This is a genomic window from bacterium (Candidatus Blackallbacteria) CG13_big_fil_rev_8_21_14_2_50_49_14 (genome assembly GCA_002783405.1).
Taxonomy (GTDB): domain Bacteria; phylum Cyanobacteriota; class Sericytochromatia; order UBA7694; family UBA7694.
Map to the genome: position 1 here is coordinate 188,200 of PFGG01000064.1, position 20,375 is coordinate 208,574.

At 46.8% G+C, this 20,375-nt stretch carries 13 protein-coding genes, 1 pseudogene and 1 CRISPR repeat array (1 of these 15 running past the window's edge); of the genes and pseudogenes, 10 read left to right on the top strand and 4 right to left on the bottom strand.

What is annotated here, in order from left to right; all coding sequences use genetic code 11:
- Window positions 1–695 (bottom strand): annotated as a pseudogene (kynU, locus tag COW20_16185) (kynureninase); it reaches 494 nt to the left of the window's first position.
- Between the two features lie 53 nt (window positions 696–748).
- A complete protein-coding gene (locus tag COW20_16190) occupies window positions 749–943 on the bottom strand; it encodes a hypothetical protein (GenBank protein ID PIW46458.1) in 195 nt (64 codons plus the stop codon).
- Here COW20_16190 and COW20_16195 point away from each other — a divergent pair.
- The 10 genes from COW20_16195 (at window position 942) to cas6f (ending at window position 12,947) form a co-directional block, all read left to right on the top strand.
- On the top strand, window positions 942–1,577 hold the full coding sequence (locus COW20_16195; protein PIW46459.1) for a hypothetical protein: 636 nt from the start codon (window positions 942–944) through the stop codon (window positions 1,575–1,577). The two genes, COW20_16190 and COW20_16195, sit on opposite strands and share 2 nt — an antisense overlap.
- Window positions 1,574–2,869 (top strand): hydroxymethylglutaryl-CoA reductase, degradative, encoded by a 1,296-nt coding sequence (locus COW20_16200; protein PIW46460.1) that lies wholly within the window; start codon window positions 1,574–1,576, stop codon window positions 2,867–2,869. The genes COW20_16195 and COW20_16200 overlap by 4 nt, the downstream gene beginning before the upstream one ends.
- Window positions 2,866–3,816, top strand: a complete 951-nt coding sequence (gene mvk, locus COW20_16205; GenBank protein PIW46461.1) for a mevalonate kinase — start codon at window positions 2,866–2,868, stop codon at window positions 3,814–3,816. The genes COW20_16200 and mvk overlap by 4 nt, the downstream gene beginning before the upstream one ends.
- A complete protein-coding gene (locus tag COW20_16210; protein PIW46462.1) occupies window positions 3,809–4,834 on the top strand; it encodes a type 2 isopentenyl-diphosphate Delta-isomerase in 1,026 nt (341 codons plus the stop codon). Before mvk ends, COW20_16210 begins: the two co-directional genes overlap by 8 nt.
- A gap of 35 nt (window positions 4,835–4,869) precedes the next feature.
- Window positions 4,870–5,835 carry a subtype I-F CRISPR-associated endonuclease Cas1 gene (locus COW20_16215; protein ID PIW46463.1) on the top strand — a complete coding sequence of 322 codons (966 nt, stop codon included), beginning with the start codon at window positions 4,870–4,872 and terminating at the stop codon, window positions 5,833–5,835.
- A complete protein-coding gene (gene cas3f, locus COW20_16220; protein PIW46464.1) occupies window positions 5,832–9,140 on the top strand; it encodes a type I-F CRISPR-associated helicase Cas3 in 3,309 nt (1,102 codons plus the stop codon). The genes COW20_16215 and cas3f overlap by 4 nt, the downstream gene beginning before the upstream one ends.
- Before the next feature lie 65 nt (window positions 9,141–9,205).
- Window positions 9,206–10,453 carry a type I-F CRISPR-associated protein Csy1 gene (gene csy1, locus COW20_16225; protein PIW46465.1) on the top strand — a complete coding sequence of 416 codons (1,248 nt, stop codon included), beginning with the start codon at window positions 9,206–9,208 and terminating at the stop codon, window positions 10,451–10,453.
- Window positions 10,450–11,340: a type I-F CRISPR-associated protein Csy2 gene (gene csy2, locus COW20_16230; GenBank protein PIW46466.1), complete on the top strand. Its 891-nt coding sequence runs from the start codon at window positions 10,450–10,452 to the stop codon at window positions 11,338–11,340. The genes csy1 and csy2 overlap by 4 nt, the downstream gene beginning before the upstream one ends.
- A gap of 2 nt (window positions 11,341–11,342) precedes the next feature.
- Entirely contained in the window at window positions 11,343–12,365 is a 1,023-nt protein-coding gene (gene csy3, locus COW20_16235; protein PIW46467.1) for a type I-F CRISPR-associated protein Csy3, read from the top strand.
- 3 nt (window positions 12,366–12,368) lie between these two features.
- On the top strand, window positions 12,369–12,947 hold the full coding sequence (cas6f, locus tag COW20_16240) for a type I-F CRISPR-associated endoribonuclease Cas6/Csy4 (GenBank protein PIW46468.1): 579 nt from the start codon (window positions 12,369–12,371) through the stop codon (window positions 12,945–12,947).
- A gap of 130 nt (window positions 12,948–13,077) precedes the next feature.
- A CRISPR array of direct repeats spans window positions 13,078–16,768; the repeat unit is 28 nt; unit sequence GTTCACTGCCGCACAGGCAGCTTAGAAA.
- A 13-nt stretch (window positions 16,769–16,781) separates the two neighbouring features.
- Here cas6f and COW20_16245 read toward each other — a convergent pair.
- Together COW20_16245 and COW20_16250 are read right to left on the bottom strand one after the other, a co-directional pair.
- On the bottom strand, window positions 16,782–18,056 hold the full coding sequence (locus COW20_16245; protein PIW46469.1) for a glutamate-5-semialdehyde dehydrogenase: 1,275 nt from the start codon (window positions 18,054–18,056) through the stop codon (window positions 16,782–16,784).
- A 118-nt stretch (window positions 18,057–18,174) separates the two neighbouring features.
- A complete protein-coding gene (locus COW20_16250; GenBank protein PIW46470.1) occupies window positions 18,175–20,373 on the bottom strand; it encodes a hypothetical protein in 2,199 nt (732 codons plus the stop codon).
- Window positions 20,374–20,375 lie beyond the last annotated feature (2 nt).

A 20,375-nucleotide genomic window follows, 5' to 3' on the forward strand; every position in this document is an offset into this window, starting at 1 on the left:
TCATGCAGCTTGAGCACCACATTGCCAATGCTGTGCGCTAAATCCAAACCGACTTTGCAGCCTTTGGCCTGGGCCAGGCGGGTAATCGAACGGATATCCAGAAATATTCCGCTGGTATAGTTCACAGGGCTAAGCAGGATCAGGGCAATGTCTTCGCCATGCTCTTCCAGCGCGGCTAAGATCTGGGTGCTGCTGACGCGGCCCTGTGCATCAGGTTGAAGTTCAATCAGGCTTTCATCTGGGTCAAAGCCATGGTAGCGAATTTGGGAGTCGACGGCGTAGCGATCAGAGGGGAAGGCCGGGCCTTCGATCAGAATTTTATGGCGATCGAGGGTCGGGCGATAGAAGGAAACCATCATCAGATGCAGATTGGTGGTGAGAGAGTTCATGGCCACCACTTCAATCGGTTTGGCTCCCGTCAGACGGGCCAGAGAGTCTGTCACCAGTTCGTGGTAATACATCCAGGGATGTTGGCCCTCAAAATGTGCTTTTACGGCCAGATTGCGCCAGTCGGCAAGTTCTTCTTCGATACAGGTTTGGGTGGTGCGCGGCTGTAAACCCAGTGAGTGACCACAGAGGTAAATGCACTCAGCGCGGGTTTTACCAGGGGGCATATAAAATTTAGACCTGAAATCCCGCAGGGGATCGTTGGCGTCCATGGTCTGAGCAAAATCCTGTGTGGCTTTGTATCTCATTCCATTTCCTCCTCGAACCGGTCTTTGATGCCCCCGTCATGAGACTCGCTTCATTATAACACCCTCCTTCTGAGAAGGGTTTTGGGGTGGGCAATTTGGTCATTCATTGTCGGGTGGAGAAAAAAACCGATTTTTGCGGGAGTTTCAATCGAATCGAGTGTCTGCGAGACTTGCAAAAGCTCCACCCAAGGGCAGGGTTTTGCTGTGGTATAATTCCCTGCAAATCCATGCACAAGGACATACCGCATGATCGAACTGAGAACTTTCACCTATATTGATATCCTTCAACCCCAGGTAGCGGCTTTTCAGGCCACGATTTCCCAGGGGTATCTGCCGATTGAAGGGCAGGCTTCATTGTTTATTGAAATTGGCCCCGGGATTGAAATCAACCGCCTGACCGATGTGATTCTCAAACGCACCCGTGTCAAGCCCGGCATGCAAATTGTAGAACGCCAGTTTGGCATTCTTGAAGTACATGATTTTGATCAGGCCGAAGTCCGTTCGGCTGGCGATGTGGTGCTAGAAGAGTTGGGCATGACGATCAATGATCGGATCAAACCCCAAATCATGACCAATCAAATGATTACCGGCATCGATCCCCACCATTCCATGCTGATCAACCGCATGCGACACGGCGATATGATCAAAGCGGGTGAGACCCTCTTTGTACTTGAAACCTATCCTGCTGGATATGCCCTTTTGGCTGCCAACGAAGCTGAAAAAGCTGCGCCACTGAAAATTCTTGAAATCCGTTCCTTTGGTGCCTTTGGCCGTCTGCATCTGGCGGGTGGCGAAGACGAAATCAAAGAGGCTGTCAAGGCCTTGAAATACACCCTCGAAAAAATGGAGGGCCGGGTCGAGACAACGGCCGGAGACGCGTGAAAACATCCCGAATACCTGGCTTTTACCTGCTCTCAATTGAGCAGCGGATTGAAAAACTGGCAGAAGTCTATGAACTGGTCGTTGATGAAGTTGAGGCCCTGAGTTCTCAGGGGGCCTTAACGCTTGAACAGGCCGATAAAATGATCGAAAATGCTGTGGGTATTTACAGTTTGCCCATGGGCGTTGGCGCGAATTTTCTGATCAATGGCAAAGAATACTTGGTGCCGATGGCGATTGAAGAACCCTCTGTGGTTGCTGCTGCCAGTTTTGGCGCCAAGATCATTCGCGAAGCCGGTGGGTTTGTCGCCACCAGCACCGAACCCCTGATGATTGGTCAGATTCAGGTCGTAAACTGCCCTGATTTTGCTGCGGCAGAGGCCGCTGTTCTGGCCGCCAAAGAGGCCTTGATATCTGAAGGCAATAGCTATATCCCCAATCTGGTCGCCCGTGGTGGCGGCATGCGCGATATCGAAGTGCGGCAGCTGGGCAGCGAAAATTCACGCTATGGACGCATGATGGTCGTACATATTCTCGTGGATACCTGTGATGCCATGGGGGCGAATCTGATCAATACCACCGCCGAAGGGCTGGCCGCAAGCATCGAAAACCTGACCGGTGGCAAAGTCTATCTGCGTATTCTCTCCAATCTGGCTGACCGCCGTTTGGCCAAGGCCCGCGCTGTGATTCCTCCTCACTGTTTTGATACCAAAAATCTCAAGGGCGAAGAAGTGGTGGAAGGCATTGTGCAGGCCCAAAACTTTGCGGTTTTGGACCCCTACCGGGCCGTGACGCACAATAAAGGCGTTATGAATGGTGTCGATGCGGTGGTGATGGCGACTGGCAATGACTGGCGTTCTGTCGAAGCTGCTGCCCATGCCTATGCTGCCCGTGACGGACAATACCGCTCGATGACCGAATGGTACCGGGATGATGTCGGCAATCTTGTCGGCGAACTCGAATTGCCGATGGCCTTGGGCATTGTGGGTGCGGCGGTTTCCCTGCATCCGATGGCGAAAATCGCGCTTAAATTCGCACGGGTACGCAGTGCCCGTGAATTGGCTGAGGTCTGTGTCTGCGTGGGATTGGCTCAAAATCTTTCAGCCATTCGTGCGTTGGCGACCGATGGCATTCAAAAAGGCCATATGGCCCTGCATGCCCGTACCGTGGCCATGACCGCAGGGGCGACAGGGGAGCAGATAGATACGCTGGCAGCCCGTTTGGTCAGTCTGCGAGATGTCTCGGTGACACGTGCCCGTCAGTTGATCGAAGAAGAGCCTGCTTCCGCTTCATGAGTTTTGCCAGGGCGTGTGCCAAGCTGATTCTGATGGGCGAACATGCCGTGGTGTATCAGCAGCCGGCTCTGGCTTTGCCTTTGCCTCAACTCGAGGCCCAGGTCAGAATCGAAGCCTCTGAATCTGCGGGTATTTTACTTGAGGCCCCTGATCTCCCCGCGCTCTGGGATTTGCCCGAGCCGCCCCAGTCCTCCCCGGAGCCCTTAATTGAAACTTTGGTTCGCGCCCTGGATGCGCTTCAAGCGCCTTGGCCGGCCTGTACCGTACGGATAGAAAGCAAAATTCCGGTGGCACGGGGCTTGGGAAGTGGTACTGCAGTGACCACTGCGCTTTGGCGGGCCATGGCGAATTATTGCAATGTTTATCCGGGCTTGGAACAGAGCCTGGATTTTGTGCAGGGCATGGATCAGCTCTACCATGGTCGCCCCAGCGGGATTGATGCCCAGGTGATTGTGCGTGAAATGCCTTTGCGATTTATGCGTCCGGATCATTATTCAAGCCTGGATTTGGCCCAGCCGCTGTCTCTCTTGGTTGCAGATTCAGGTCAGCAGGCTGCTACCCGTACCCAGGTTGAAAAAGTAGCAGAATGGCGTTTGGCCCAACCGGAACGCAGTGAATGGGTTTTTCAGGAAATCGGCGCCTTGGTGGCGCGGGCTGAATCCTGCCTTGCCAAGGCTGAAATGGAGTCGCTGGGAATCTTGATGAACCGCAACCAGGAGCTTTTGATTGAAATGGGTGTTTCAACCGATGGCTTGAATCAACTTTGCTCTGTGGCCCGGCAGGCCGGGGCTTTGGGGGCCAAGCTTTCTGGGGCCGGGGGAGGCGGTGTGGTGGTCTGTCTGGTTTCCCCAGAAAGCCAGCATTCAGTCAGCGAAGCATTAAACGCAGCGGGAGCAGTGGCTGTTTATCAGGTGCGGGTTCCTGCAAGGGAGGAAATCAATGGCTGACGAGTCTTTACGCCAACGCAAACTGGATCATATCTCGATTGCCTTGGGGCCACGTTCACAATTTTCACAACCTGCGGGTTTTGAGTTTTACCAATTTATTCACCAGGGGCTGCCAGAACTAGACCTGGCTGAGATTGACCTGAGCTGTACGTTTTTAGGAAAAAACCTCAAAGCTCCCCTTTTGATTTCATCGATGACGGGGGGCCCGGCCCAGGGGGGGGAAATTAACCACCATTTGGCCTTGGCTGCACAAAATACAGGCATTGGCATGGGGGTGGGCTCTCAGCGAATTATGCTGGTCGATCCTTCAGCCCAAGCCAGTTTTCAGGTGCGTGATCGGGCTCCAGATATTCTGCTTTTGGGAAATTTAGGGGCTGTCCAATTGAACGACGGTTTTGATGTCAGCCATTGCCGTGCTGCCGTAGAGGGAATTGGGGCCGATGGTCTGTATCTTCACCTCAATCCCCTCCAGGAGGCGATTCAGCCTGAAGGGGACACCAATTTCAGCGGGCTTTGGCCTCAAATCGAAGCCCTTTGCCAGCACCTGCCTTTTCCTGTGCTTTTAAAAGAGTGTGGCTGTGGCCTTTCGGGAGATTTGGCGGCCAGGGCAGTACAGGCCGGAATTGCTGCCCTTGAAATCAGCGGTGCTGGAGGCACATCCTGGGCCTTGATTGAATCGCAACGCAGCCTGGAACCCATGCGCCGTCAATTGGGTGAAACCTTTGCCGATTGGGGCATTCCCACCCCGATTTCACTCCAGCTCTGTCGCGAGGCAGCACCCAGTATGCCTTTGATTGCTTCCGGTGGGGTTCGCAATGGCCTGGATGCCGCCAAAGCCTTGGCCATGGGGGCCGATCTGGTCAGTGTGGCCCGCCCTTTTTTACAGGCTGCAACAGAATCAGCTGCCGCTGTAGAGGCCCGCATTCAGCTCTTTTTAATGGAGCTGCGCGTGGCGATGTTTTGCGTGGGCGCTAAGAATTTGGCCGAGCTGCGGGGCAAGCCTCTTTTTCGGATTTAGGTTGCATTTTACCAGTACCTATTTAGGAGTGGGCAATGAAAAATCTGTTTGGTGAACAACGTGAACTAAAAGCTATTCTGACTTCTAAGCGTGCCAATCTCTTTTATTTAGAGCATTGTCGAGTAATGGTTAAAGGCGGTAAAGTTGTTTTCTTAACAGAAAATTCTGAAGAGAAGCAATATTGGAATATCCCAATAGCGAATACCTCGGTTGTACTTTTGGGAACAGGAACTTCGATTACGCAGGCTGCTGTTAGGTTAATGGCTTCTGCTGGGGTTATGTTGGGATTCAGTGGCAGTGGAGGAACTCCTTTGATCTCTGCAACTGAAATTGAGTGGTTATCGCCTCAGAGTGAATATCGACCGACAGAGTATATGCAGGCCTGGATGTCTTTTTGGTTCGATGAGCAAAAACGTCTGATTGCTGCACAGCTGTTTCAGAGGGCAAGATGTGATTTTATTGAAAACGTTTGGTCAAAGGATCGAGAATTACAGGGATATGGGTTTTATCTAGATGATAGGGACATCTCTTCTGCTTTAAGTCAATTTCGTAAGTGTATTCCTGACTCAGTTTCAACAACTGAGTTACTTCAGGCAGAGGCTCAATTCACCAAAGCACTTTATAAAATAGCTGCCAAAAGAACGAAATACGGTGGTAAGTTCGTTCGTGAGCGATATTCTGAGGACGGAGCTAATTCTTTTTTGGATCATGGCAATTATTTGGCTTACGGTTTAGCCGCAACCACACTTTGGGTATTAGGAATTCCGCATGGATTTGCCGTGATGCATGGAAAGACCCGGCGCGGAGCCTTGGTCTTTGATGTGGCTGATTTGATTAAAGACACCTTGATTTTGCCTTGGGCGTTTATTTGTGCTCAGGAAAATTTTAAAGATCAGGAGTTCAGGCAGCAATGTCTTGAAGGTTTCAGTAAGTATCAGGCATTGGACTTTTTATTTGAAAAAGTTAAATCAGTGGCTTTTGCTGTAGGGCATTCATCGTGATTGTGACCTTTGTTGCTCAGTGTGAAAAAAAAGCACTGGATAAAACCCGGATGATACTTGATTCCTATGCTTCTCGTATTGGGGATAGAACTTGGCAAACCGTGATTACCCAAGAGGGGTTAAATGCTGTGCGCCGTTTGCTGCGTAAATCAGCTTCAAAAAATACAGCCGTTGCCTGCCACTGGATTCGCAGTCATCGTCGGACTGAGCTGATTTGGATCGTGGGGAACCGTCATAAATTCAACGCTGAAGGCCATGTCCCCGTTCACACCACACGTGCTCAAGTGATCAATACTGAATGGGAAAATAACTGGCAGTATATGCCTGTTATTAATGCTCTGTCTGCTTTGGCTGCCCTTTTTCATGACTGGGGTAAGGCGACCTTGTGTTTTCAAAAGAAATTACAAGCATCAAAACCTATTGCGGATCCTTTGCGGCATGAATGGATTTCCTGTTTGCTCTTAAATGCTTTGGTTCGTCAGCATGATTCCCAGGATGCGTTATGGTTGAGTCAGCTTGTTCAAACAGGTGTTAGCCAAGACCTATTGAATTTTGATTTAAAAAGAATTCAAAAGCCATTGGCAAACCTACCCTCAGCAGCAAGTCTCATTGCTTGGTTGGTGCTTTCCCATCATCGTTTGCCTTTAACAAATAAAGACTTGCGTGGTCATGCTTTGGGATCTTTTCAAGAGTTTTTTGTTTTGGTTGCCGCTGATTATGGCTATGAGAATCGCTTAGAACCTCGAGAATTTGAGCAGCGATTACCTGACTGTTTTGTATTTCCCCAGGGGTTCCTCATTGAATCTGAAGCTTGGAATAAACAACTCAAAAAATGGGCTTCTCGATTGCTCAATTGTTTACCCCTTTTAGAAAAGGCAATTCAAGACGGTACTTGGCGACTGATTCTGCATTATTCCCGCTTATCCTTGATGTTGGCCGATCACCACTATTCATCTCAGGCTGCCGATCAGAATTGGGTATCCAGCATTCGTCTTTTCGCCAATACAGATCGCCTTACGGGCACATTTAAACAAAAACTAGATGAACATTTGGTGAGAGTTGCTGAAAATGCTTTAAAAATCAATCATTTTTTACCCGCTTTTGAAACCACACTTCCACTTGCACAGGATATTCGCCCGTTGAAAAAGAAAAGTCAGGGAATATATATCTGGCAGGATAAAGCTGTTGAGGCCATAAAAACATGGCGTAGAGAGACGCTTGAATCTTCAGTTTCAATCAGTCAAAGTGCTTTTTTTGCTGTTAATATGGCCAGTACAGGTTTAGGAAAAACGATGGCGAATGCCAAAATCATGCGTATCTTGTCTGAGGATGGAGACAGTTTACGTTATATTCTGGCCCTGGGGTTAAGAACGCTAACTCTGCAAACAGGGGATGAATACCGAAGTAGAATTGGTTTAGATGATACAGAATTAGCTGTTTTAATCGGTTCTTCAGCACTTCAGCAATTGCATTCTCTTGATAGACAGACATCACTTAAGCAGGACTTTTCAGAATCTGGTTCTGAATCTCAAGAACCCCTTCTGGAGGGGGAAATTTATTTTTCTGCGCCTGTTCTAGAGGAAAGGCTGAATACGGTTCTCAGAAGCGAGCGGGATCGTAAATTTCTCTATGCACCTGTATTGGTTTGCACTCTCGATCATATGATGGCTGCAACAGAAACTATTCGGGGAGGGCGATATATTTTGCCCTCCCTTCGCCTGATGTCTTCAGATTTAGTCATTGATGAGATAGATGATTTTGATGGCTCAGATTTGATCGCGATTGGACGACTGATTCATTTGGCTGGAATGTCTGGACGCAAAGTTATGATTTCTTCGGCAACGATCCCCCCCGACTTGGCTGAAGGTTATTTGCATGCTTATAGGCAGGGTTGGCTTCTGTATGCAAAAAGTCGAAATCTCAGCCAAAAAATTAATTGTGCCTGGGTAGATGAGTTTAAAACAGAGATTAAGGTTCTTGATGCAACTGAAAATGCTGTAGAACAGTACCATGGTTTTCATTCAGACTTTATTTTCAAACGCGTTAAAAAACTTTCAGATCCGCTCAAAACACCTGTTCGTAGGAAGGCGAAAATTATACTTTGTGATTCTCTTAAAACTGAAGAATCTGCTCTTTCGTTGACAGAAAGATACTTTGAGCTTATTCGAAAGAGTGCACTTGAGAAACACCGCCAGCATCATCTTGTAGATCCTGTTTCGGGTAAGCGTATTTCTTTTGGCTTGATTCGTGTCGCAAATATTTTACCTTGTATTGAATTGGTAAAGTTTTTACTTCAGGCCCCTTGGGAAGAAGGGGTCGATGCAAAAATAATGGCCTATCACAGCCAGCAAGTTTTGTTATTGCGCAGTGCTCAGGAAAAGCATTTAGATCAAGTTTTAAAGCGAAAGGATGAGGATGAACGGTCTCCTGCTATTTTTCAACATCCTGTGATTCGTGCTCACCTTGAAAACTCTGAAGCTGAAGATATGGTTTTTATTTTGGTGGCAACCCCTGTTGAGGAAATCGGAAGAGATCATGATTTTGATTGGGCTGTGGTGGAACCCTCTTCCTTTCGTTCGATTATTCAGTTGGCAGGTCGTGTTTTACGTCACCGTGACAAGCGAGTTGAATCTGAGAATATTGCCCTGATGCAATATAATCTAAAGGCACTTCAAGGAAAAACGCTTGCTTATCACAGGCCAGGATACGAAAGAAAAGCAGGAGAATTCAATGGAAAACTTCACTTATCAACCCATGATCTAAATATACTTTTACAGGGAAGTCAGATTGAAGAACAGATTACAGCCATTCCACGCATTCAGAAGCCAATTGAACTGCTTCCGCAGGAGCGTTTTGCTGATTTAGAACATGAAACCATGGCGTATCTCTTAAGCTCTTATCAAGCCTTGGGCTGCGAAACCCTTCAGGGCTGGTTGACCCAAAACTGGTGGTTATCTGCATTGCCACAAAAAGAAAATCCCTTTCGCAAAGGTCAAAATACCCTTTCTCTCACCTATATTTGGGAAGAGGGAAATCTGTGCTTTATGGAAAAACACAAGCAGGGTGATTTTCATCGTGTGGAGCAGATTTACAATATCCAAAATTTTATTCTGCCAGCAGAATTTGAAAACCGCCTTTGGTTGAAGCGTGATTATCTTGCTCTTTTAGAGGAAATGGCCACTGTTTTGAAAGAAAGTATGACCCGTGTCTCCCAGCGGTTTGGCGAGATTCAATTTGCTTTTTATGAGAACCAAAGGGGTTTGATTTACTCAGATCAATTTGGTTTATTCAGAAGCTCAGACTAAATTTATTTTCGGCCTTGCACGGCATTTAATTTTGGTGTATAAAGCTGTATTCCTTTTGAAGGAGAATAAAAGTGGATCCAGCTATTCAAAGTTTCCTTGACAAGCGTAAAGAGGACTGGTTAAAGGGCAGGCTAAAAAACAATCTGTCTGAAGAAGAACAATCTGCTTTGCTTCAAGAAGCAGGTGAAAAATTTTCATTGGTTGAATGGCTTCCTGATGCTGCCAAGCGTGCAGGCCAGTTATCGCTGGTCAGTCACCCCAGTAAATTCAGCCATCCTGGCTCTTCATGTACTGCGATTATTGCTGATGCCCCCTACGCACCTGATGGTTTTCTTCGATCGGGGAATCTTGTAACTGATTTGGATTGGTTTGGCAATGCAGCTGCATTAGATGTAAATAAATTTTTATCTCTTATTCTCATTGATGGAAAAACGATTTTAGAACATCTTGAAACAAATTCGGAGTATATTCAGAATGAATTTAGTATTTCAACTGAATCTTACCGAAATTTGGCTCAGGGATTTTTGAGTGTCAAAAAATCGAATTCAGATTTTTTGACACATGAAAGAATTAAACAGGTTTATTTTCCTGTTGAAGAAGATTACCATCTGCTCTCAGTGTTGACCCCTTCAGGAATTTTATTTGAGTTGACTCAACAAATTCGAGAACTGAAATTTTCTGAGGCCTCAAAACAAGCCAGAGAAGATAAAAAACACGATCGTTTGAATACCCAAGGTTATGATGATGTGTTTAATCTGACGCTTATAGGGTTTGGGGGCACCAAACCTCAAAATATTAGTGTGTTGAATAATCAAAATGGTGGCAAAGCCTATCTTCTACCCAGTTTACCTCCTGTGCTTGAACAACGGGAATTAAGGCTGCCAACACGAGACTTTTTTAGAGAAACTTTGTGGTATCGGCATTTTCAAGAATCTTTTCAACGCATGCATCGGCTTTTAATTGCAGATATTAATAATTTGAATATTCGTCAAGGTCGGGATCACTGGATTTTATCCATTCTGGATCAGGTTTTGCAAAAGGTCTGGGCATTTCGTGAGCAACCTCAAGGCTGGAGTGAGGGGCTCAATTATAAGGATTTACACAAATACCAAAAAATTTGGCTTGATGATCTTTATTTGGATGAACGCATATCCGAAACAGATTGGATAAGTCGCGTGATTGAAGATTTTTCCCGTTGGTTTATCTTTGCTTACGCCAAGAATTTAGGGGATTTGGCTTTGCCTTTGAAAGATGACGATTTTTACCAGCATTTAAAATCTTTACTGCACAAGCACGAAGAGGCTTTCCTATGAGACGCGTCTTTCTTATTCCACAGATTTCAATACAAAATGCCAATGCACTTTCGAGCCCCTATACGATTGGCTTTCCTGCCATGACTGCTTGGTTGGGAGCTGTTCATGCTTTGCAGCGTCAAATGAATCAAAATGGGTATGCCAAGCTTCGTTTTGAAAAGGTTGCGGTTTGTTGTCATGAGCTAAATTTGCAAACCTATAAGGGCTTGGGCGATTTTGATGCTTCGATTATAGGAACTGGCAATCCTTTGAATAGAGAGGGAAAACGTCCTTCGTTTATTGAAGAAGCTCGCTGTCATTTACGGGTTTCTTTGGTCGTGGAGTATTCGGGTTTAAGCTTGCTTGAGCAAGAAGATAACCAATGGCTGGACTTGCTTTCAGAACTATTGCATTCTGGTTTAAAACTGGCTGGTGGAGATATTCTCAATTTTAAGCCTCTTCATGCCATGACGATTCATACTGAAGAAGAACTGAGAAAATTAACCCGTCGCTTAATGCCCGGCTATATTTTGATGGAACGCCGAGAACTGATGCAAGAGGCTATGAATAGCGGCCAGGATGCTCTGACTGCGATGCTGGATTATCTGAAAATCCAAAACCGCAGCCAAGAAAACGATGCTGGGCAGGTTGTCTGGTCTGCTCAGAGAAAGCATTCAGGTTGGATTGTTCCCATTGCGGTGGGCTTTCATGGCTTAACTCCTTTGGCGCCAGCTAAACATCAGCGGGATTCGCATACCCCCCATCGCTTTGCTGAAAGTTTGGTCACCTTGGGAGAGTTTGTGATGCCCTATCGGATTCAGTCTCTGGATGAAATGTTTTGGTATTATCAGACCGATTTGGAACAGAATTTATATCTTTGTCAACAAACAAAAAGTGGGAGAGAATAACCATGGCAAAAAAAGAAGAAGTGGCTTCTGTATTGGCTTTTGAAAAAAAATTGGTACCCTCTGATGGCTATTTATATGGCACGTGTTGGGAGCAGCGAAATGAAAATGCGATGCCCTTAAGTGTTATGGAAAAATCTGTTCGGGGAACCATTTCGAATCGGTTGAAAAAGGAATTGAAAAGCGACCCCGCAAAATTGGATGCAGAAGTTGAAAAACCCAATCTGCAGACCGTAGATTACTGTGCATTGGGAGTGGAGCAAGATACGCTTAAATTGCAATTTACACTCAAAATTTTAGCGGGTGCTGAGATTCCCTCAGCTTGTAATAATAATGAATTTCAAAAAACTCTCACAGCAGCGGGTCAAAAATATATTGAGAGTGAAGGTTTTTCTGAGTTGGCCCGTCGCTATGCTGTGAATATTGCCAATGGACGTTTTTTCTGGCGAAATCGTGTAGGCGCTGAAAAAATGGAAATTCAGGTGAAGGATGTTCATTCACCTGAAAATACTTGGATTTTTGATGCCACAAAATTTAGTGTTCAAGATTTTGATTGTTCTAATGCTCAGATAGCTTCTCTGGCCCAGCAAATTGCTTTGGCCTTATCAGGTAAACGCAGTTTTCTGTTGCTGGAAATCAATGCCTATGCCTTGATAGGAACAGCTCAGGAAGTCTATCCCAGTGAAGAATTGGTGATGGATAAAGGCAAAGGCAAGAAAAGCAAAATTCTTTATTCAGTGAATAATATCGCGGGCATGCACTCTCAAAAAATTGGCAATGCGTTAAGAACCATCGATACTTGGTATCCCGAAAATGATGAAATGAATGGGAGGCCAATTGCCATTGAGCCTTATGGGGCAGTTACCAATCTTGGACGAGCATATCGTACTCCTAAAGACAAAGCTGATTTTTACACACTGTTTGATCGTTGGGCTCGTGGAGAGAGTTTGAGCAATAAGCAAGATGAGCATTTTGTCATGGCTGTGCTTGTTCGGGGTGGCGTTTTTGGTGAAAGTGGCAAGGAGTAATGAATGGAGGTTTTTCAACAACTTACCCTTCTTCCCACACCAGAGGCCGGTGTTTATTTTTTATGGGAAAAAATATTTCAACAGGTTCACTTGGCCTTGGTTGAGATCCAGAACCCTGATGGCCAGATTTCTGTTGGCATTTCTTTTCCTGATTACGATGGGCAATCTCATTTTTTGGGTGAGCGTTGCAGGTTCTTTGCAACTGAAAGAGATTTATTGGAAAAACTTAGAATGAAACAATGGCTCTCACGTTTCAATGACTATGTTGATTTATCCGGTATAAGAGATGTTCCTGATCGGATTGATACTTATGCTGTTTATCGGCGTCTACAACCAAAATCTAGCATTGAACGTTTGGCGCGTCGAAAGGCAAAGCGAGAGGGACTTTCTTTTGAGCAGGCAATGGCATTTCTGCAAAGTTTTAAACCTCAAGAAGTGAGAACGCCTTATATTCTGATGAATAGTCATAGCTCTGAACGTCGGTTTCAGCTGTTTATTCAAAAAGAAGTGGTTGAGAATCCTGTGTCTGGGTATTTCTCAACCTATGGTTTAAGTAGTCACTCAACCGTGCCAGAATTTTGACCAATATTTTTGAGGCTTTTTAGAAACTAGATGAGTATTGGCTTTTGGCTCATATAATAATTGATTCATTTTTTTGCTATTTAGTGGCTTAAAGTCAGTTCTGATCAACTTATTAAGCTTTTTTATTATGGTTCACTGCCGCACAGGCAGCTTAGAAATTGGTGCGAAAATCGCGCAGTAATATGCGTCAGTTCACTGCCGCACAGGCAGCTTAGAAAAAAAATTTGAGACGAGAAAGCGCTTTTCGATAGTTCACTGCCGCACAGGCAGCTTAGAAAATGATATTGCCGATACTGTTGATATCATGCTCGTTCACTGCCGCACAGGCAGCTTAGAAAAATTTGATGAACCCAATAACATTTTCTCCAACGTTCACTGCCGCACAGGCAGCTTAGAAAATAGAGAGGCATTTGGGGCTTTTTTATCAGCTGTTCACTGCCGCACAGGCAGCTTAGAAAGAAAAGAAACCACGCTGCCAGTGGCTTCAGTGGTTCACTGCCGCACAGGCAGCTTAGAAAAGAAAAATAATTCAGTTCAAAGAGCAACCAGAGTTCACTGCCGCACAGGCAGCTTAGAAAATGACGCAGCTTATTCCGCAATTGGTCACGACGTTCACTGCCGCACAGGCAGCTTAGAAAAAATGTCAGCCGCCGATTGTCCTGGGGCTCCAGTTCACTGCCGCACAGGCAGCTTAGAAATATGCAAATGGGGTTGCAGCAGACGCAGGGTTGTTCACTGCCGCACAGGCAGCTTAGAAATATGTTTCTCAATACGTTACAAGGTACACATTGTTCACTGCCGCACAGGCAGCTTAGAAAACAGAAAGCCGGGGGGTTTGTCCTGATTTGAGGTTCACTGCCGCACAGGCAGCTTAGAAATGCCATAACCTTATCTGAGCGTGCCAATGCGAGTTCACTGCCGCACAGGCAGCTTAGAAACAAAGTTTTGAAAGCGTTTGCCATCCCATAAGGTTCACTGCCGCACAGGCAGCTTAGAAATTAAAAAGGGCACTTCTGAAACTGAGATTATCGTTCACTGCCGCACAGGCAGCTTAGAAAAAACAATGCCCACGAAAATACAGAGTGGTGTAGTTCACTGCCGCACAGGCAGCTTAGAAATCTAAATTATTCGGACGCAGCCTGATCATTATGTTCACTGCCGCACAGGCAGCTTAGAAATGGAAGTGGAAACAGGGGCAAATACAACCGACGTTCACTGCCGCACAGGCAGCTTAGAAATGCGCAGGACTCACCTGCCCGGTAAAAGTCTGGTTCACTGCCGCACAGGCAGCTTAGAAAATGCCCTGCGCTGTAGCCAGGCTGGCCCGGTGGTTCACTGCCGCACAGGCAGCTTAGAAAAATTAGGATCGGTATAATCGTCAATGGAATCGGTTCACTGCCGCACAGGCAGCTTAGAAATCAATAAAGCCCCTGAACTCTGCTGATTCGTAGTTCACTGCCGCACAGGCAGCTTAGAAAAATATTTACAACGATTTGCGGGTTTTGGCCCTGTTCACTGCCGCACAGGCAGCTTAGAAAAAGGCACGATTCAAAACAGTCATCACAGATTCGTTCACTGCCGCACAGGCAGCTTAGAAATATCGGCAGAATTATGATTTCCCAGATTATTTAGTTCACTGCCGCACAGGCAGCTTAGAAATTACTGATGTTTACGATTCGATTATGTTGAATGTTCACTGCCGCACAGGCAGCTTAGAAACAGGATCAGCAGGAAGAGATTCCTTGCCAGTAAGTTCACTGCCGCACAGGCAGCTTAGAAAAGGCAGAACCTCACAACGAAAAAATGGTCTGTGTTCACTGCCGCACAGGCAGCTTAGAAAATTAAGCCAGGCGTGCTTGAGTTCATATATGGGTTCACTGCCGCACAGGCAGCTTAGAAATGGAAAGGGTTGGGGAAGCCAACAAAATAATTGTTCACTGCCGCACAGGCAGCTTAGAAAAACTGTATCAACCGATTTGCCTGCATGGGGCAGTTCACTGCCGCACAGGCAGCTTAGAAAAGAAACCGCATTCTGACAATCGATTCCCATTTGTTCACTGCCGCACAGGCAGCTTAGAAAGTGAGGCCCTGAGCCTATTGATTCTGGGAACCGTTCACTGCCGCACAGGCAGCTTAGAAACTCAATCGCCAGGTTTTTACGGTAAGAATTTTCGTTCACTGCCGCACAGGCAGCTTAGAAACCCAATAAAATCATCTTCTGCATGGGGAGAGAGTTCACTGCCGCACAGGCAGCTTAGAAATTTTCTCGATCATATGTTTTATATAATTTAGAGTTCACTGCCGCACAGGCAGCTTAGAAAAATAAGCTGGAAGTGTGGGTCAATGGTGTAGCGTTCACTGCCGCACAGGCAGCTTAGAAATACTCCAGAGCAGATTGAAGAAATAAATAATTGTTCACTGCCGCACAGGCAGCTTAGAAAGCAGTGGCGTTAACCACGGAAGGCAATTTCAAGTTCACTGCCGCACAGGCAGCTTAGAAATTCTGATCTTCCAAATCTGGCGGAACCACTTGGTTCACTGCCGCACAGGCAGCTTAGAAACAGGGCTTGAGATAACACTGAATCGGAGTGCCGTTCACTGCCGCACAGGCAGCTTAGAAATCAATCCCGAGAACAATGCGGATAATATTTACGTTCACTGCCGCACAGGCAGCTTAGAAAATCATCCAGCAAGAACCCGTCAGTATTGAAAGGTTCACTGCCGCACAGGCAGCTTAGAAAACCCTTAGGCCCTGGCGCTAAATCAAAAGGGTGTTCACTGCCGCACAGGCAGCTTAGAAAAATAACAACACCAGAATTGCCAGATGTAACATGTTCACTGCCGCACAGGCAGCTTAGAAATGAAATGCCGTAATAACCTCCCGAATGAATATGTTCACTGCCGCACAGGCAGCTTAGAAAATAACCCGGACGAATGCGGGAGCTGAATTAATGTTCACTGCCGCACAGGCAGCTTAGAAATTGAAAGGGAGGTATAACGCCATATTAGCACTGTTCACTGCCGCACAGGCAGCTTAGAAATTTATGGCGAAAAGGCATGCAAAGAATTTTTGGTTCACTGCCGCACAGGCAGCTTAGAAAATAGCCCCTCTGATGAGATGGATGAACTGAAGGTTCACTGCCGCACAGGCAGCTTAGAAAATATCAAGTCCAGTAAAAGTGCGCATTAATAGGTTCACTGCCGCACAGGCAGCTTAGAAAATTCAATCTGCTGACTATATAGAGCTTGATGGGTTCACTGCCGCACAGGCAGCTTAGAAATATGGAACGCAGGCACTGCTGATGTAGACCTGGTTCACTGCCGCACAGGCAGCTTAGAAATACACGATAGACTGGCAGGTTCTGCCGGTTGTGTTCACTGCCGCATAGGCAGCTTAGAAAATACAGTCAACGGCTCTATTTTGGCTCAAACTGTTCACTGCCGCATAGGCAGCTTAGAAAGACAATGGATGACGCTCAAACAGATTGGGTAAGTTCACTGCCGCACAGGCAGCTTAGAAATGCAAACCCATCCGAGCATGCAGGTCAACAGAGTTCACTGCCGCACAGGCAGCTTAGAAAAGGCTGAGGGCCTGCGGTATTCAGGTTGAAGAGTTCACTGCCGCACAGGCAGCTTAGAAAAGAGCAACCAGGTCAGGCCGTCAACGTCCAGAGTTCACTGCCGCACAGGCAGCTTAGAAATTTATTGTTTATAAAAAAGGTCAATTGATTTGGTTCACTGCCGCACAGGCAGCTTAGAAAGCTCACAGGCCGGTCGCCTGTGGCCCACATAGGTTCACTGCCGCACAGGCAGCTTTATGTAAACCAGAAACTTTTAAGGCCTGACACTCCAGCGCCCTTCTACCAACCATTTATAGGTGGTCAGACCCTCCAAGGCCATTGGGCCACGGGCATGCAATTTTTGGGTGCTGACAGCCACTTCTGCGCCCAGGCCAAATTGTGCCCCGTCAGTGAATCGCGTCGAGGCATTGACATAGACGGCCGCGCTGTCGACCTCATCTAAAAACCGCTCGGCATGTTCACTCTTGAGGGTGAGAATGGCTTCAGAATGGCCACTGGAATATTGCGCAATATGGTCCAAAGCTTCATCGAGATCTTCCACCATGCGCACTGAAAGCACCAGGTCTAAAAACTCTGTGCCCCAATCCTGGTGTGTGGCGTGTACCAGTTTGGGATAATTTTCAGCTTCAAACAGGGGATAAGACTGCACATCAGCACGAATTTCAACCCCTGCAGGGGCCAGGCTTTCACAGAGCAGGGGGATCAGGTCTGGGGCGATCAGATGGTGAACCAAAAGGGTATCCAGTGCGTTGCAAACCGTGGGGCGCTGCACTTTGGCATTGTAAATCACAGGCACAGCGGCATCGAGATCGAGAAAGGCATCGGCATAGAGATGGCAAACCCCAATGCCCCCCGTGATGACGGGAATGGTGCTGTTTTCTAGGCAGAAACGGTGGAGTTCTGCACCGCCACGGGGAATCAGCATATCGATATACTTGTCGAGATGCAGCATCTGTTTGACCAAGTCGCGATCTGGGCTGTCGATCAATTGAATACTCTTGGGGTTCAGTTGCGCTTCCTGAAGTGCGGTTTGAAGGATACGCACCAGCACCTTATTGGTGCGCAGGGTTTCTTTGCCACCGCGTAAAATAACCGCATTGCCTGTTTTAAAACAGAGCACGGCGACATCGACCGTGACATTGGGACGAGATTCATAAATAACGCCCACCACTCCCAAAGGGGTGCGCCGCCGTTTGATTTTTAAGCCATGGGGCAGCAAACGCTGATCAAATTCTTGCCCCACAGGGTCTTCAAGACGGGCGACGGCTTCAACTTCGCGGGCCATGCCCTCAATTCTCGCTGCATCGAGGCGCAGACGGTCGAGCATGGCTTCAGAAAGCCCCTGTTCTTTGGCTTCACTGTAGTCAAGAAAATTTGAGGCGAGAATTTCTTCCTGGTGTTGACGCAAGGCCTGTGCCAAATTGAGCAAAATCTGATTTTTGAATTCAGTCTTTAAGCGGGCCAATTCACGGGCCGCTTGTTTCGCTTGCCGACCCAAGGTTTCTAAATCAGGGGCTGTTGCTGTCATTGGGGCGCACCTCGAGATTTTTTTTTCAGATTAGCATACTTAAGGGCCTGAGCGAAATTTTGTCTGAGCCTAAGTCTGACAGAAATGAATGCTCCTTGTTTGAACGCTTCAAAGGGCTTTAAACTGCCTTGTTTTTCCAGGCGGCTTCAAGCTGAGACTGCTCTGTTTGAGACAGTTTTAATTGCGCATAAAAAATTTGCTGAAGTGTTTTTTCAAGCTTTAAGCTGGGGCGTTTTCCAGCTTTCAATTCCGCTAAAAGGCTTTTGAAAGCAGCATACTCATTCTTGGGTCTCAAAACTGGCATTTGTGCCAAAGGACGGTGGTAAAGCTCAAGCAGTTTGCCTTTGCGTTTGCCTTCACAACTCAGCCAAAGCCATGCCAAGGGGCTGTTTAGCCATGCCAAGAGCCAGGGCAGAATATTGTCTGCCGCCTGAGCGGTGATGAAATAGACATCGGCACTGGCATACCAGGGCGTTTCGTTCCACGCTGCCAATGCTGTTTGGCTGCGCTGCGGCAAAACAAGTTTGGGGCCCTCAAAAATCGAGGCTTGTCGAGGCCAATGCAATTGCCACCAGGGCATTCTTCCCAATTGAACTTCGCGCCGGGCTGCCAGAATTGGATAATAGTCTTCTAAATGTTGGTATAGCCTGTCTTGAGGGGTGAGAAGGGCTTGGCGATCTGTATAAATAATCAGGTTTTTTGATTGTGTCTGAGCTGTCCAGGGCTCAATATCTGAGTTTTTGAACCAAGGGCGTAAAAGCTGTCGCTCATGCTCTTTTATGGGCCAGGAATGAATTTTTTTTTGATCCAAAACAAAGATACCAGATCCGGGTGGCTGTTTGATTCCGAATTTTTTACAGTGACCAAGTGTCAGGCGATCTGCGCCACTGACCAACCCTTGATGCAGTTGAGCGAAATCTTCTAATCGCGTAGGTTGTTTGCGAATTTTTTCAAGAATGCCCTCTAGGGTCGTGTCGAGAATTTGCAAACGCACGGGCTGGGCCATGCTAAGCTCGGGGCCTCTGAAAATTTCATCTTGACGCATTTCTCTGCGTATAAAAGCTGAAGTTGTTTGATTCAGAAGGTTATCGAGTGCCGCTTCTTTGAATTGACCTTTGCGTATGCACAGATTTAAACTCACTGGTAGCTCGGGTGCGTATCCCCGTTCAAAGACGGTTACAAGATTGTGCTGGCCCAAGGCACCTGAAAAGAGTCTTAATTCATGAAAATCTGTTATTTTGTGAATAATTGCTCTTTCTTTTAAGTCTCCTCTGAGTTTTTGCCCCTGACTGGAGGTTAATAAATAGCTGGTGGTCAAAAATCCAGCAATGGCACCCGGTTTGCTCCAATCCAGCACGCGGTGAAAAAAATAATAACTGAGATCAGAGCGGGCTTGATAAAAACCTTTTAAACTTCCCTTTTTTAAGGCTTCAAAGGACTTTTGGTGTCCCTTTTCTCCCAGATAAGGAGGATTTGCCACCCAGAGGTCAAAGCGGATGTCTTTCCCCCAGGGAGAGCCTTCTGCCAGGGTATCGCCTATAACGATCTGAAGTTTGCAATTCTCTGCACTTTGGGCCGAAGTCTTGCTTGCTTTCCAGATGCGCCAGCGCGTGACAGAGACAGCCAGCGGGTCGATATCTATGCCATAGATATTTTGACTCCAATTATAGTCAGAATGGTTCGGCAATAATTGTTTTTCCAAGCTTTTAAGTTCGGCAAGCATTCCCAGCAGTAAATAGCCGCCACCACAGGCCGGGTCACAAATTTTAAGTTCTTTTAAAGCCGAAACAAGCGCTTGTTTTTGAGTTTTGTCAAGAGAGAGAGTTTGAGCTTTTAAGAGGGCTTCGCTGGTTTTGGGGCTGAGATTTTGGTGGCGCTTTAAAAATGTTGAAAGCGTTTCCCGGCAAAGAAAACGCACCACAGGCCGGGGCGTATAAAAAACACCGGCTTTGCGTCTTTGTGTTTTGTTGTTGATCAGTTCAGAAAAACTTCCGATCCAATTTTCGATCGGCTGAAACCCTGATTGCTGCTGCTCCCAAACATGCCATTCAGCCTGAAAGTCTTTGAGAAAGTTCTCAGGAAGTTTTTGCCAGTGAAGAAATAAGTTTGAGGGGGGGGGGAGGTTTTCAGGCAAATGGAGAGGGGTTCCTCTGGCTTGATTCAGCTGACTTTCAAAGCTTGCCCAGGAGATGGGGCTGAGACCTGAATCCTTCAAGAAGAGCAATTGCAAAAGCAAAGCCTGGGCTTCGAATTCTGTGATGAACGCCAAGGCTTTTTCCAGAAACAACGCACAGATTTTCTCTGGCCAATTTACCACGG

Bases quoted from the DNA above. Each gene is read 5' to 3' on its own strand.
- COW20_16215 (PIW46463.1), top strand. From the start codon at position 4,870: ATGAAAAATCTGTTTGGTGAACAACGTGAACTAAAAGCTATTCTGACT.
- cas6f (PIW46468.1), top strand. From the start codon at position 12,369: ATGGAGGTTTTTCAACAACTTACCCTTCTTCCCACACCAGAGGCCGGT.
- COW20_16210 (PIW46462.1), top strand. From the start codon at position 3,809: ATGGCTGACGAGTCTTTACGCCAACGCAAACTGGATCATATCTCGATT.
- csy2 (PIW46466.1), top strand. From the start codon at position 10,450: ATGAGACGCGTCTTTCTTATTCCACAGATTTCAATACAAAATGCCAAT.
- COW20_16245 (PIW46469.1), bottom strand. From the start codon at position 18,056: ATGACAGCAACAGCCCCTGATTTAGAAACCTTGGGTCGGCAAGCGAAA.
- COW20_16190 (PIW46458.1), bottom strand. From the start codon at position 943: ATGCGGTATGTCCTTGTGCATGGATTTGCAGGGAATTATACCACAGCA.
- mvk (PIW46461.1), top strand. From the start codon at position 2,866: ATGAGTTTTGCCAGGGCGTGTGCCAAGCTGATTCTGATGGGCGAACAT.
- csy3 (PIW46467.1), top strand. From the start codon at position 11,343: ATGGCAAAAAAAGAAGAAGTGGCTTCTGTATTGGCTTTTGAAAAAAAA.
- COW20_16195 (PIW46459.1), top strand. From the start codon at position 942: ATGATCGAACTGAGAACTTTCACCTATATTGATATCCTTCAACCCCAG.